The sequence below is a fragment of the Pollutimonas bauzanensis genome (genome assembly GCF_900129885.1).
GTDB lineage: Bacteria > Pseudomonadota > Gammaproteobacteria > Burkholderiales > Burkholderiaceae_B > Pollutimonas > Pollutimonas bauzanensis.
Genome location: NZ_FQXE01000022.1, coordinates 62,809 through 77,040, shown reverse-complemented (window position 1 = coordinate 77,040; position 14,232 = coordinate 62,809). Strand labels below are relative to the sequence as shown.

At 62.4% G+C, this 14,232-nt stretch carries 12 protein-coding genes; 9 read left to right on the top strand and 3 right to left on the bottom strand.

The window, feature by feature from the left end:
- The 3 genes from BUB23_RS24935 to BUB23_RS24925 all read left to right on the top strand — a co-directional run.
- On the top strand, positions 1 to 602 hold a 602-nt coding region (locus BUB23_RS24935; RefSeq protein ID WP_281255572.1), incomplete at its 5' end, for a citrate/2-methylcitrate synthase.
- Between the two features lie 104 nt (positions 603 to 706).
- Positions 707 to 2,158 carry a bifunctional 2-methylcitrate dehydratase/aconitate hydratase gene (locus tag BUB23_RS24930; protein WP_073109772.1) on the top strand — a complete coding sequence of 484 codons (1,452 nt, stop codon included), beginning with the start codon at positions 707 to 709 and terminating at the stop codon, positions 2,156 to 2,158.
- Positions 2,159 to 3,298: 1,140 nt separating this feature from the next.
- Positions 3,299 to 4,684, top strand: a complete 1,386-nt coding sequence (locus BUB23_RS24925; RefSeq protein ID WP_073109769.1) for an L-serine ammonia-lyase — start codon at positions 3,299 to 3,301, stop codon at positions 4,682 to 4,684.
- Between the two features lie 22 nt (positions 4,685 to 4,706).
- Here the strand turns inward: BUB23_RS24925 and BUB23_RS24920 are convergent, their stop codons facing one another.
- From BUB23_RS24920 to BUB23_RS24910, 3 genes are all read right to left on the bottom strand, one after another.
- Positions 4,707 to 5,846: an anti-sigma factor gene (locus BUB23_RS24920; RefSeq protein ID WP_073109767.1), complete on the bottom strand. Its 1,140-nt coding sequence runs from the start codon at positions 5,844 to 5,846 to the stop codon at positions 4,707 to 4,709.
- Positions 5,843 to 6,370, bottom strand: coding sequence for a sigma factor (locus tag BUB23_RS24915; protein ID WP_073109764.1), 528 nt, complete (start codon positions 6,368 to 6,370; stop codon positions 5,843 to 5,845). The genes BUB23_RS24920 and BUB23_RS24915 overlap by 4 nt, the downstream gene beginning before the upstream one ends.
- Positions 6,371 to 6,533: 163 nt before the next feature.
- Entirely contained in the window at positions 6,534 to 7,448 is a 915-nt protein-coding gene (locus BUB23_RS24910; RefSeq protein WP_073109761.1) for a LysR family transcriptional regulator, read from the bottom strand.
- 129 nt (positions 7,449 to 7,577) lie between these two features.
- Between BUB23_RS24910 and BUB23_RS24905 the strand changes: the two genes are divergently transcribed.
- The 6 genes from BUB23_RS24905 (at position 7,578) to BUB23_RS24880 (ending at position 14,181) form a co-directional block, all read left to right on the top strand.
- Positions 7,578 to 8,924 (top strand): acyclic terpene utilization AtuA family protein, encoded by a 1,347-nt coding sequence (locus BUB23_RS24905; RefSeq protein ID WP_073109759.1) that lies wholly within the window; start codon positions 7,578 to 7,580, stop codon positions 8,922 to 8,924.
- Positions 8,925 to 8,940: 16 nt separating this feature from the next.
- Positions 8,941 to 9,309, top strand: coding sequence for an AtuA-related protein (locus BUB23_RS24900; protein ID WP_245801382.1), 369 nt, complete (start codon positions 8,941 to 8,943; stop codon positions 9,307 to 9,309).
- Between the two features lie 101 nt (positions 9,310 to 9,410).
- Entirely contained in the window at positions 9,411 to 10,622 is a 1,212-nt protein-coding gene (locus BUB23_RS24895) for an ABC transporter substrate-binding protein (RefSeq protein ID WP_073109753.1), read from the top strand.
- 105 nt (positions 10,623 to 10,727) lie between these two features.
- The gene (locus tag BUB23_RS24890; RefSeq protein ID WP_073109750.1) at positions 10,728 to 11,633 is read left to right on the top strand and encodes a branched-chain amino acid ABC transporter permease; all 906 of its coding nucleotides are present in this window, start codon (positions 10,728 to 10,730) and stop codon (positions 11,631 to 11,633) included.
- A gap of 41 nt (positions 11,634 to 11,674) precedes the next feature.
- Positions 11,675 to 13,456 (top strand): branched-chain amino acid ABC transporter ATP-binding protein/permease, encoded by a 1,782-nt coding sequence (locus BUB23_RS24885; RefSeq protein ID WP_073109789.1) that lies wholly within the window; start codon positions 11,675 to 11,677, stop codon positions 13,454 to 13,456.
- Complete coding sequence (locus tag BUB23_RS24880; protein WP_073109748.1) at positions 13,450 to 14,181, top strand: ABC transporter ATP-binding protein; 732 nt, start codon at positions 13,450 to 13,452, stop codon at positions 14,179 to 14,181. Before BUB23_RS24885 ends, BUB23_RS24880 begins: the two co-directional genes overlap by 7 nt.
- Positions 14,182 to 14,232: the final 51 nt, after the last annotated feature.

The following is a 14,232-nucleotide window of genomic DNA, read 5'->3' as shown; positions in this document are numbered from 1 at the left end:
TGCACACGTCGCTGAACCTGTATGCCGAGCACGAATTCAACGCCTCGACCTTTACCTGCCGGGTGATTGCCGGCACGGGCTCGGACATGTACTCGGCCATCGCGGGGGGCATAGGCGCGCTGCGCGGGCCCAAGCATGGCGGGGCCAACGAGGTGGCCTTCGAGGTGCAAAAGCGCTACGACACGCCGGCCGAGGCCGAGGCCGACATCCGGCGCCGGGTCGAGGCCAAGGAGGTGGTCATCGGCTTTGGCCACCCGGTCTATACCGTGTCGGACCCGCGCAACCAGGTGATCAAGGAAGTCGCGCGCAAGCTGTCCAAGAAGCAGGGCAACACCAAGATGTTCGACATTGCCGAGCGGCTGGAGTCGGCCATGTGGGACGCCAAGAAGATGTTCCCCAATCTGGACTGGTTTTCGGCGGTGTCCTACCATATGATGGGAGTGCCCACGGCGATGTTCACGCCGCTGTTCGTGATTGCGCGCACCGCGGGCTGGGCCGCGCACATCCTGGAGCAGCGCGCCGACAACAAGATCATCCGGCCCACGGCCAACTATATCGGGCCCGAAGACCGCAAGTTCGTGCCGCTGGACAAGCGCAAGTAAGCCCTTGGGCCCTTGGGCCTGGGCCTCCAGGCTCCCAGGTCTTTTTATACGTTCTCGGCTTTTACACTGTCTCTCAGCGTTTACGCCATTTCAGGAAACTATTTATGTCCGCGCCTATTTCCAATGTTCGTCCGACGCCCGATGCGGTGCTTGTCGATATCGTTGACTATGTGCTTGATTACGAAATACAGAGCGAGCTGGCCTACGAGACAGCGCGCAACTGCCTGATCGACACGCTCGGTTGCGGCCTGGAGGCCCTTGAATACCCGGCCTGCGCCAAGCTGCTCGGGCCCATCGTGCCGGGCACCATCGTGCCCCATGGCGCCAAGGTGCCGGGCACCCAGTTCCAGCTGGACCCGGTGCAGGCGGCCTTCAACATCGGCGCCATGATACGCTGGCTGGATTTCAACGACACGTGGCTGGCCGCCGAGTGGGGCCATCCGTCGGATAACCTGGGCGGGATTCTGGCCACGGCCGACTGGCTGTCGCGCAACGCGGTGGCCGCGGGCAAGGCGCCGCTGACCATGCGCGCGGTGCTAACCGCCATGATCAAGGCCCACGAGATCCAGGGCTGCATTGCGCTGGAGAATTCGTTCAACAAGGTGGGGCTGGACCACGTGGTGCTGGTCAAGGTGGCCTCGACGGCGGTGGTGTCCCAGTTGCTGGGCCTGAGCCGCGAGGAGATCATCAACGCGGTGTCGCTGGCCTGGGTCGATGGCCAGAGCCTGCGCACCTATCGGCACGCGCCGAATACGGGCAGCCGCAAGAGCTGGGCGGCGGGCGATGCGACCAGCCGCGCGGTGCGCCTGGCCCTTATCGCCAGGACGGGCGAAATGGGCTACCCCTCGGTGCTTTCGGCCAAGACCTGGGGCTTTTACGATGTGCTCTTCAAGGGCCAGCCGTTCAAGTTCCAGCGCCCTTACGGCAGCTATGTGATGGAAAATGTGCTGTTCAAGATTTCGTATCCGGCCGAGTTCCATTCGCAGACGGCAGTCGAGTGCGCGATGGACATTCATCGCAAGCTCAAGGCGGCGGGCAGGTCCGAGGCCGATATCAAGAAGATCACGATCCGCACGCACGAGGCGTGCATCCGGATCATCGACAAGAAGGGGCCGCTGGACAATCCGGCCGACCGCGATCATTGCATTCAGTACATGGTGGCGGTGCCGGTGATTCTGGGCCGCCTGACGGCGGGCGATTATGAGGATGCTGTGGCGGCCGATCCTCGTATCGATGCGCTGCGCGAGAAGATTGTGTGCGTGGAGGATGCTGCGTTTACGGCGGACTATCACAATCCGGAAAAGCGTTCGATCGCCAATGCGCTGACGGTGGAGTTCAATGACGGCGGCAGGCTCGATGAGATTGTTTGCGAGTACCCGATAGGCCACAAGCGTCGCCGCGGCGATGGTATTCCTTTGCTGGAGGACAAATTCCGCAGGAACCTGGCGCGCCAGTTCCCGGCCAGGCAGCAGCAACAGATCCTGGCGGTGTCGCTGGACCAGCAGGCGCTGGAAGCGATGCCGGTGCATGAGTATGTGGATCTGTATGTGATCTAAGGGGATAGCGGCGTGGCTTGTTCTGAACACGCCGTCTCTCGGGTGCATTGGCGATTGTTATTGAACATGCCGCCGTCGTGCATCGATGATTGTGTTTAACACGCCGCTGTCGTGTATCGATGGTTTGTCTTTAACACGCCGCTGGCGCGGTGGTGGAAGGTAGCGGTCCGCGTTGCCTGGTCCGGCGCCCAGCGCGCTGCCTTCGCGGCCGGCTTGCTCGGCCCCGGACGGACCGCTACCTTCCACCACCGCGCCAACGACTGCATCCCAGGTTTTGTATCTCTGCCGGGACGGGTCGGGTGCTTGGCATTTTTCTGTGATGGTTGCGGCTGGCAGAAGAGCTTGCGCGCTCGCCCGGCGCGGGCCGCCAGCCGGCCCGCTTGGGCATAGGGGCTGATACGGCCTACGGTGCTGGCCAGGCTACGGTGTTGTATTCGGTGTTGTATTGCGCCGAGATCAAACCTGGTAACAACTTACCAGGGACGGTCAGTATCTTTGTGTTTAAGGCAATGAAACCTGAGACTCTACCGATGCCAACACTCAGGCAGCGATCCAATTAACGACCCAACAATCAAATAAATATAAGCGACCCTCAAACCCAGTATAGGCAAGCCTCAAATCCAGCAGCCTCTCAAACTACCAGCCCGTATGCCAAAAAGGCGATCCGGCGGGGATCGACTTTTTGGCGGCCCTGCAAAGTCTTCGGCCAGCAACCGCCACCACAGAAAAATGCCAAGCACCCTACCTGTCCCAGCGGCCTGACAAACCAACGCTACGCAGTGGGTCGGGTCCTGGGGGCCTTGTGGCGCGACGTCCGGGGCCGAGCCAGCCGATCGCGAAGGTAGCCCCGAACGGGGCGGACGAGCTAGGCGGGGCGGTGTCCAGCGCGCAGGCGCTGGACCGGCAACGCGTCGCAGAACAAGGTCACCAGGAACCGGCACACGTCTTAAGAAACCACGAAGCAAAATACCGGGCACACATCCAAAGAAATCAAGAAGCAAATACCTGGCGCACATCCAAAGAAACCATGAAGCACCAATACCTGGCGCACGTCTAAAGAACCACAACAAACCCGATGCCCGGCCTTCCTCGTCGATATGATTTAATGGTTCATACGACCAGAACCACAGGTGCTCCGCCATGACGCTTTCGGTATTTGATATCTTCAAAATAGGCATCGGGCCATCCAGCTCCCATACCGTCGGCCCCATGCGGGCGGCGCGCAACTTTGCGCGCAACCTTCAGGCTCGCAACCTACTGGACAAGGTCGCCTCCCTCACCATCGACCTATACGGCTCCCTGGCCGAAACCGGCCGCGGCCATGGCACCGATGTGGGCATCATGCTCGGCCTTTCGGGAGAATCTCCCGACACTGTCGTGCCGTCCAGCATTGCCGGCCTGATCGACCATATCAAGGCCTCGCAAGAACTCAGGTTGTGGGGCGCGCACGCCATACGCTTCAATCCCGACAATGCCTTCAGCTACCGCATACGGCCCATGGTCGAACACCCGAACGGCATGCGCTTCACCGCCTTCGGCGGGAATAAGGAAACGCTTATCGCCGAGCGCTACGTCTCCATAGGCGGCGGCTTCATTCGCGCGCTGGACACCATAGCCATCGACGAAACCGTCCCCCAGCACGACCCCATGCCATACCCATTCTCGACCGGCCGCCAGTTGCTGGACCTTTGCCTGTCCTCCGGCCTTTCCATGGCGCAAATCATGCTCGCCAACGAAGCCACGCTATTGCCCGTGGAACAAGTCAGGCAGGGCGTCCTGCACATTGCCGGCGTCATGAACGCCTGTATCGACCGCGGCTGCGGCATCGGCAATGAGCAGGCCCATGATCTGCTGCCCGGCGGCCTGAAGGTGCGCCGGCGCGCGCCGGCCTTGTACCTCGAATTGCAGCGCGATACTGCCAGGAAAGATGTCATGTATGCGATGGACTGGGTCAATCTGTTCGCCATGGCCGTCAACGAAGAAAATGCCGCCAGCGGGCGCGTCGTAACGGCGCCGACCAACGGCGCCGCCGGGCTGCTGCCTTCCGTCCTGCGCTATTACCAGACCTTTATTCCCGGCGCCAGCGCGGACGGCGTCGTGGACTTCCTGCTCACCGCCGCGGCCGTGGGATTCCTGTACAAGACCAATGCATCCATATCCGGCGCGGAAGTGGGCTGCCAGGGGGAGGTGGGCGTAGCCTGTTCCATGGCCGCGGCAGGGCTGACCGCGGTATTGGGCGGCACGCCGCAGCAGGTGGAGAACGCCGCCGAGATCGGCATGGAACATAACCTGGGCCTGACCTGCGACCCCATTGGCGGCCTCGTGCAGATTCCCTGTATCGAGCGCAATGCCATGGGCGCCGTCAAAGCCATCAATGCGTCCCGGTTGGCATTGCAGGGCGATGGCCAGCATCATGTTTCACTGGATGCCGTGATAGAAACCATGCGCCAAACCGGCGCGGACATGCGCAGCAAATACAAAGAAACGTCGCGCGGCGGCCTGGCGGTAAATGTGGTGCTTTGCTAGGCGCTTGCGCCTGCCGCCAGCCTCACTGGCTTGCCGCCGGCGGGCTGGCCAGTGGTGGATTGGCCGCGGGCTGATTCGGCCCTGTCGCTGGACCTGGTCCTGTCCCTGGGCCGCCGCCGGGCGCCGCCAGCGCAGGCCTGCCGAAAGTCACAATGCGGCCGATGAACAGGATGGGGCCGGTGGGGCTGGCGCTAGGCGCGCCGCCAGCGGGTTCCTGGGTCATTTCGAAGATCTGGTCGGGGCTGATCTCGCCCATCAGATTTGCCGGAACCGTTACCGGCTGATTGGGATCGATCAAACCCAGCGAACGGGGCTGCGGCATATTCTTGTTGTGCGTCCAGAGCTGCACCGAGGCATCGGCAGGTATGTCGCTTCGCACTTGCGGATTCATCAGGACATTGCCCTGCGGGTCTACCGTTACCACCCAGCCGGGGGTCGAGCTCTGCCCGGGCGCCTGCATGATTGCCGCCCGGGTCGGCGCGAGCTCGACGACCGTGACAGGAGGCGCCACTGGCTTGGCCGGCATCAGTGACAGCGTAAGCGCGATCAACGCGAACACCAGGCTGGCGATACGCCACAGCCAGATATTGCCCGCCTTGGCAGCGGCGGGCGCATGATTGCGCGGCTGCGCCGCAGCCCCGGCATCGGCCGCCTTGACCCTGGGAGGGCGGGCGGAGGCGGCCGCCGGAACAGCCTGTGCCGGAGCCTGATGGTTTTCAATGGGCTTTTCCCGTGTGCGCAAGGCCGCGGCGACAGTGAGTGTTTCGTATTCGGGCTTTGCCGGATCGGGCGCCCGGGCCGCGGGCGGACTCGGACTCGGACTCGGACTCAAACTTGGTTCGATCTTCGCGCCGCCGCCATGGAGCGGCGCGAAACGCTGCGCGCCGGTCCGCGTGCTTGCTGCGGGGGCAGGAGCGGGAGCGGGGACGGGCGCATGCCCCAGCGTGGCTTGTAATTGCCGCAAGGACTGCGGCCCGGGATCGACAGGCGGCAGAAGATCGACCAGATCCAGAAAGCTGTTCTCCCATTGCAAGGCGGCTATGGCGGCCTGGCCGTCCTCGCCCAGCAAGGCCTGCGCCTGGGACGTTTCCTGCAAGTTCAAAAGCCCGAGCGTGTATTCCGCAATCAGGATGCCGCGGTCGGAAGTCTGTGTGCCGCTCATGCTGCCTGCTGCTCCCGGATCCGCTGCAAACCTGTCCGGACCTGTATTTTGACCTGGGCGGCCGGCTTCTTGAGGCGGGCGGCGATTTGATCGTAGGTATAGCCGTTGTAGAACGCCATGAGTATGGGTTGCCGCTGCGCTTCATCGAGGCCGGAAATGGCCCGCAGCAGGCTGGACGCCGGCTTGTGGGCGGGCCCTACGCCGGGCAAGGTGTCATTCCATGGCGTGTCGGCTGATCGCAGCCGGCCCGGTTGGCGCAGCCGGTTCAGGGCCCGGTAGCGCATGATGCTGTACATCCAGGCGCGGGCGGCCCCCAGGCTGGGATCGTAGCTTTGCGCGTTTTTCCAGATCGATACAAAGGTGTCGCGCATCAAATCCTCGGCACTGGAGCGCTGCGCGAGCATTTTCAGGCACAAGGCCAGCATCTGCGGCGATTCGTGCTGATACAGGCTTTGAAAAGCATTTTGATCGCCGCTTGCGCATGCAAGGAGCGCCGCTTCGTAATCGAAGGGTGAAACAGCCATACAGTCTCCGGTTTATCCTGGGGCAACGTTATTGTATTAGGAGTTTCGGCAAGGGCGAGCCGCCCCTTGCCGAAACTGGGGTAACAATAGATTGCCAAGCATACAGCCGCCTGAAAATCGCAGCATCAGATGGCGGTACGCCGGCCTCGACGTTTCGAGATCCTCAGGTTGGCCCGGACCGGGGGGCTTCGAATGTCTTGCTTTTTTCCAGCACCAGATCGTACAGGGTCTGCGCGGGCAGTGACAGGACGCGGTTCTTGCGTTGCAAAATGAAGATCTCGCGGGTGAGCGCAGGATCGGCGATCGGCCGGATGACCAGCCCCGGCCGTTCGAACTGGTACAGCGTAAGCGAAGGCGCGATGCTGATGCCGATGCCGCGCTCGACCATTGCGCTGATCGTTGCCAGATGCTCGACTTCCAGCACGGTATTGATCTGGCGCGAGCCGAATGCCGCATCCAGGCTTTGGCGCACGCTGCTGTAGCGCACGTAATTGATGAAAGGGAAGTCGGCGATGTCGTCGAGCGTGGCGGCCGCCTTGCGTTTTGCCAGGGGATGGTTTTTGGGGCACACCAGATAGAAGCGGTCGGTCCATAATAAGCGGCGTTCCAGTTCAGGCGCATAGTGATTGGTGGTCGCCAGTACAAAATCCATTTCGCCGTTGGCCAGCAGCGCCACGCACTCTTGCGACATGCCATCTTTCAGGCTGATGCTGATGCCGGGAAAGCGGCCTGTGAATTTCTCGAAGATCGATGGCAGCCAGTTGGCGGCGATCGACGGCAGCGCCGCCACGCTGACCTTGCCGACGCGTCCCGCCACATAGTCTTGCAGATCCTTCAAGGCCGTGTCCGTTTCGAACAGCGACCGATTGGCGAAGGCGCCGAACAGCTTGCCGAATGCAGTCAATTCCACATTGCGCGTGTTGCGTACGAATAGCTGCGCGCCCAATTCGGTTTCCAGCGATTTGATCAATGCGCTGAAAGCAGGCTGCGACAAGAAACTTTCTTCCGCGGCTTTGGTGAAATGCCGGTGCGTCGCCAGAGCGACGAAGGCGCGCAATTGCCGGGTCGACAGATTCATTTGAATTTTGGATAAGTGGTTCTGAATTTTCGATTTTACATCTGATTCGCACCTGCCTACACTCGCTTCAAAGTTACACAAACAGGCGCCGCAGGCATCGTCGCGCGGCGCAATATGAGACAAGCAAGTATGAGCAAGCCAACACTTTGGGTCGGATGCGGCGCCGGTTTTTCTGGTGATCGCCTGGATGCGCCGCTGCCGGTGGTCAGGACCCTCTGCGGCCGCAGCGGCCGCCGTGTGCTGATTCTGGAAACACTGGCGGAGCGCACCTTGGCACTGGCGCAGTTGGCGCGCCGCGAACAACCGTCGCTCGGCTATGAACCATTGCTGGAATGCTTGCTGCGACCGGTTCTTGAAGCATGCCTGGCGAACGCGGTCTGCATCGTCAGTAATTTCGGCGCAGCCAATCCAATGGGCGCGGCACAAAAAATCCATGCATTGGCGGCCGAGCTGGGCTTGCGCAAGCCGCGCGTGGCGGTGCTGCGTGGTGACGACCTGATGGCGCATCCGGATGCCGCCGCCTTGTTCGAGAGCATGGGGCTCGCGGCAGGCAAATCGCTGGTCAGCGCCAATGCCTATCTCGGCGCAGAGGCGATTGCGGACGCTTTGCGCGATGGCGCCGACATCGTTGTCACCGGGCGCGTTGCCGATCCGTCCTTGACGGTGGGTCCGGCGATGGCGCACTACGGCTGGTCGGCCGACGACTGGGCGCGGCTTGGCGCAGCCACCATGGCCGGTCATCTGCTGGAATGCGGCTCGCAGGTGACCGGGGGTTATTTTGCCGATCCCGGATACAAGGATGTGCCCGACCTGGCGCATGTCGGCTTTCCGATAGCGCAGATCGATGCGGATGGCGGTTGCGTCGTCGGCAAGGCGGCCGGCACCGGCGGCCTGGTCAGCGCGCGCACGGTGAAAGAACAACTGCTCTACGAATTGCACGATCCAGCTGCCTATGTCACTCCCGACGTGGTGGCCGATATTGGCGAGGCGACGGTGGTCGAATGCGGGGCCGATCTCGTGGCATTGCGCGGTGTGCGCGGCCACCCCCGTCCAGACACATTGAAGGTCAGCGCGTTTTATGAAGGCGGCTGGCTGGCCGAAGGCGAGATTTCCTATGGCGGGCCGCGTGCGGAAGGCCGTGCGCGGCTGGCGGCGGAGCTGATCCGCACGCGCATCGGCGCTGGCGGCGGGCTGCGATTCGATTTGATCGGCGTGCTCAGCACCTTTGGCGATGATGCCGGCCGCCTGCTGGCCGCCACGCCCGACCGCGGCGCCACCGATGTGCGCTTGCGTGTCGCAGGGAAATTCGGTGAACGCGAACAGGCCGAAGAAGTGATGCGTGAAGTGACGTCGCTGTATACCTGCGGCCCGGCTGGCGGCGGCGGTGTCCGTACCGCGTTGCGGCGCCGCCTGGAAACGCATTCCTGCTATGTCGATCGCAACCGGATCGACGCCCGCTACGATATTTTCCAATAACCATGATTGCATGACGATGGCATTAAACCCAAACCAGCAGATGAGCAGCGTGCGGCTGTATCGCATCGCGCACGGGCGCACCGGCGACAAAGGCGACCGTTCGAACATCAGTGTCATTGCCGACAGGCCTGAATTCTACGAAGCGATCCTGGCCCAAGTCACCGTGGATTGCGTGCGGCGGGTATTCCAGCATCGCAAGCCGGGCAAGATAAGCCGCTACGAATTGCCGCGCATCCATGCGCTCAACTTTGTGCTGGACGATGTCCTCGACGGCGGCGTCAATGACGCGCTCAATCTCGATTCGCACGGCAAAGGCCTGGCTGGCTTCCTGCTGGACGTGGAGATCATGGTGCCGGCGGCGCTGCTGGTCGCAGAGCTGGCTTAAAAGAGGTGGCTTAAAAAAGAGGTGATGAACCAGATTGCAGGAAGCGCATTTAAACACAACAGCCGCGGTAATTGAAACTGCCGGCATATCAGGAGACTAGCATGCATATCGTAAAAAAAATCGCGGCAACCGTCGCAACCACCGCCAGCGCCGCCGCATTGGCATTGGCGTTCGCTCCCGTCTCGGCGGCGCAGGCGCAGGCAGTGAAGATTGCGTACAACGGCGACATCTCCGGCTCGCCATCGGCGGAGTCCGGGCAGATAGGCGTCATGGGCATTGCCGCGGCGGTGGACGACATCAATAAACGCGGCGGCGTGCTGGGCAAACAACTGACTTTCCTGGTGCGCGATGATCTGGGCCAGCCGCCCAAGTCGATCCAGAACATGAGTGATCTGATCGACCGCGAAAACGTCGCAGTGGTGTTCGGCCCCACCAACTCCGGTAACGCGCTGGCCTGGAAGCATATCGCCAATCAAAAGAAGATGCCGGTGCTGGTGTCCAGCGCTTCGGCCACGGCGATCACCGAACCGGCCGGCGGCGCCAATTACCTATTCCGTATCTCGATGGTGGACCGCGAGCAAGTGGCGGCGCTGATGGCGTATGCCAGCAAGAGTCCGGCCGCAAAAAAGATCGGCTTTTTTGTCGAAACCACCGGTTATGGACAGGCCGGCCTGAAGGACCTGGAGCAGATTGCCGCCATGCACGGGATCCGTGCGGCCGCCAGCGAGAAATTCGATGCGCGCGATACCGATATGACATCGCAACTGAGCAAGGCCAAGGCGGCCGGCGTCGATACGCTGATCGTCTGGGCACAGGCGGCGCCGCTCGGCCACCTGATGCGCAGCATGGAAAAAATCGATTACTTCCCGAAAGTGCTGACCACCTGGGCTGCGTCGTTCAGCGGCTTCCCTCAAGTGGCGGGCAACAAGTTGATGGAATTGCCTGTTTTCCTGACCACGTCGAGCGTGCCGAAAGACGGCGCCGCCAAAGCGCTGTTCGATCGCGTCGGTCCCAAGCTGGCCAACCCATCGATGTTCTGGGCCGCGTCGCAAGCCTACGACACGGTATTGATCTGGGCTGCCGCGGTGGAACAGGCCAACAGTTTCAAGGGAGAGGATGTGCAGAAAGCGCTGGAATCCCTGCAAAAACCGATGCAAGGCCTGATCAAGACCTACAGCAAGCCGTTCTCCGCGAAAGTGCATGAAGGCCTGACCGCGCAGGACTATCACTGGTCGCACTGGAAAGACGGCAAGGTGGTGGAGTATTCCGATGCCGTGGTGGCCGGTCTGACGGCGGATGATTTCAAGAAATAAACCACCGGCGGTCCGCATTTGCAAAACGGCTTACGGACCGCCCGCGGGAAAGGCCTGCGGTGAATTCGGTGTGGTGAATGCAGCTGGGCAAAAGCGGAGACATGGATGTTGATTTCAATTTTTCAGGCGATCATAGGCGGGCTGACGATGGGGGGCATCTATGCCCTGATCGCCCTAGGTTTCAGCCTGACCTATACCACTACCCGCACCCTTAATTTTGCGCAGGGCGACTTTGTTTCGGTGGGGGCATTTGTCGGGCTCGGCATTGCCGGGCTGGTGACAGGGGCACTGGCGCTGGACGCCGCGACTCCATGGGTTTATGCGCTGGGCGCGACAGCCTCGCTGCTGGTGATGGGGCTGATGGGCTTGCCGCTGTACTGGGTGGCGATCCGGCCGTTCGCCGGCAAGGCCGGCATGGCATGGGTCATGAGCACCATCGGTTTCGGTATTGTCATGCAGAGCGCGGCGCTGACCATCTGGGGCCCGGGCGCCCGCATGCTGGCGGCGCCTTTCGGCGACGACGTGATCCGTATTTTCGGCATCGGCTTGCGTTCGCAGGAATTGGTGGTGCTGGTGCTGGCGTTCGCCATCCTGGGCGGCATCGACTACGCCATGCGGCGCACCTCGCTTGGGCGCTGCATGCGCGCGGTGGCGCTGAACCGCGACGCTGCGTCGCTGATGGGCATCGACGTAGCGCGGGTGATGGCGATGGCGTTTCTCGCCAGCTCCGCGCTGGCTGGTTTGAGCGGCGTGCTGATCGCGCCTATCGTATCGGCTTCATTGTTCATGGGCATAGTGATTGCGCTCAAGGGATTCTCCGCGGCGATTGTCGGTGGGCTGACCAATCTGCGCGGCTGCATGTTCGGCGGCCTCATGATAGGCGTGGCGGAGTCGCTGACCGGCTTGTGGAGCGCGCAATGGCGTGAAATCGCCGTGTTCGTCCTGGTGATCATAGTGCTGACAATTGCGCCCAACGGCATGTTCGGCAAGAAACTGGTGGAAAAAGTATGAGCGCCGACACCTTGAAAATGCCGGCGAAGACGCTGACGCGCATGCGGGCCAGCCTGGGGCGCGTCGCGCCGGCGCTGCTGGTCGGCGTAGCGCTGACGGCGCTGGCCATGATGCTGAGCAACGATTTTTACCTTCGCATTCTGTTCATGGGCGGAGTCTATTATTTGTGCGCAGCGGGCATGAATGTGCTGGCCGGCTACGCGGGCCAGAAGTCGCTCGGCCAGGCGGGGCTGTTCGCGGCCGGCGCTTACACCGTTGCTCTGTTGACCACGCGGCTTGAGGTGCCGCCGGTGCTGGCGCTGATCGCCGCGCCGCTGGTGGCGGGAGCCGTGGGCGTGCTGATTGCCCTGCCTTCCCTGCGCGTGAAAGGCCCCAGCCTGGCGCTGGTGACCCTGGCGTTCGGCATCGTGGCGGAAAAGCTGGTGACCGAATGGACCGAACTGTTCGGCGGCGCCCAAGGCGTCTACGGTATTGCGCCCTTGCAGTGGAGGGGAGTGCCGTTTTCGCTGCAACAATGGGTATTGCTGGTGATTGCGCTGGCGGTCGCGACCCATATTGTGCTGCGCTATTTTCTGGAAGGCCGCTACGGCCGCGCGCTGCTGTCGCTGCAGCTCGACGAAATCGCCGCGGAGTGCTCCGGCATTGCGGTGTACCGCTACAAGACCACGGCCTTTGTGGTGGCGGCCGCATTGTGCGGACTGGCCGGCGCCTTGGTGGCGCAGCAGAACCAGTACTTCAATTCCGATTTTGTGACATTCCATCTGTCTATCTTCATCCTGCTGCTGGTACTGCTGGGGGGCGCCGGCAATATCTATGGGCCAATTGCCGGCGCGCTGGTGCTGACACTGACCGAAACCTTCCTGGCGCAATGGCCCTACATCCAGAACTTCGTTTACGGCGCGATGCTGCTCTTCGCGCTGTACCTGATGCCCAACGGCATTGTCGGGGTATTGTTGCGCTATCGCGGCAAGCGCAAGCGGGAGGCGATGACGCTGGCAGACGGGCTTGCCATGGAGCAGGCGGCGATGCCCTTGCGTCCGGCAGCCGGGCAGGAGGTCGCCGGCGCGCCGCTGCTGGAACTGCGCGGGGTGAACAAAGCCTTTGGCGGCGTGGTCACGGCGCGCGGCATCAGCCAGAAGATGGAAGCACATCGCATCCATGCGCTGATCGGCCCCAATGGCGCCGGCAAGAGCACCTTGCTGAATATTCTGACCGGCGTAATACCGGCTGATTCCGGCAGCATCCTGCTATCGGGACGCGACGTGACCGGCCTGAGTGCGCACGCACTGGCGGCGAGCGGCATTGCCCGTACCTTCCAGAACCTGCGCCTGTTTGGCGCCTTGTCGGTACTGGAAAACGTGCTCGTCGGCGCCCACGCCCGCATCGGCATGATCGGCGGTGAAGCCGCCGCGGTTGACAATGCCATGGCGGTGCTGGCTTTTGCCGGCCTGCTGGAACATGCGCATACTGCAGCCGGCAGCCTGCCCTATGGCGTGCAGCGGCGAGTGGAGCTGGCGCGGGCGCTGTCGAGCCAGCCGGCGTTGTTGCTGCTGGATGAACCGGCGGCCGGCCTCAATCCGCAGGAAACCGCCGAACTGGGGCGGCTGGTGCGCAAGATAGGCCAGCGCGGCATCGCAGTGCTGATGGTGGAGCACGACATGGGCTTGGTCATGGGGATATCGGATCATATCGTGGTGCTGGATCGCGGCGTCGTGATCGCGCAGGGCACGCCGGCGCAGATCCAGGCCGACCCGCAAGTGATCGCCGCCTATCTGGGCAGCGACGATGCATTTGAAGAATTGAGCGGAGAGCTGCCATGCTGACAGTCGCCGACATGAGTGTGTCCTACGGCCCCATCTGCGCCTTGCGGCAGGTATCCATCCACATCAAGGAGGGTGAAATCGTGGCGCTGCTGGGCGCCAACGGCGCTGGCAAAAGCACCTTGTTGCGCGGCATTACCGGCCTGGCGCCAGCCAGTGGGCGCGTGCAGTTCAAGGGGCGCGATATCGGCGTGATGAACGCGCCACAGCGGGTCGCCGCCGGCATGGCGATGGCGCCGGAAGGACGGCAGGTTTTCACTGACCAGACCGTGCACGAAAACCTGATGCTCGGCGCCTACCTGATGCGCAAGGAACCGCAGCGCGTGGCTCGCAATATCGAAAAATACTTTGAGTTGTTTCCCAAGTTGCGCGAGCGCAGCGGCCAGGTGGCCGGCACACTGAGCGGCGGCGAACAGCAAATGCTGGCGATTGCGCGCGCCCTGATGTCGGAGCCGGCGCTGCTGATTCTCGATGAGCCATCGCTGGGCCTTGCGCCGCTGATCACGGTCGACATTTTCAGAGCGCTGATCCGCCTGCGGCGCGAAGGCACTACCATCCTGCTGGTGGAGCAGATGGCGCGCCAGGCGCTGGCGATAGCCGACCGTGCCTACGTGCTGGAAGGCGGCAGGGTGGTGATCGAAGGCAATGCCGCGCAATTGCGCGACGACCCGCGCATCAGGCAAGCCTACCTCGGCGGTGACGCCGCCGTTGCGCATGCCGCCGTCTGAGCCGCCCGGCATATCTGAAAATATACATCCTCATATTCACACGCTATCCAT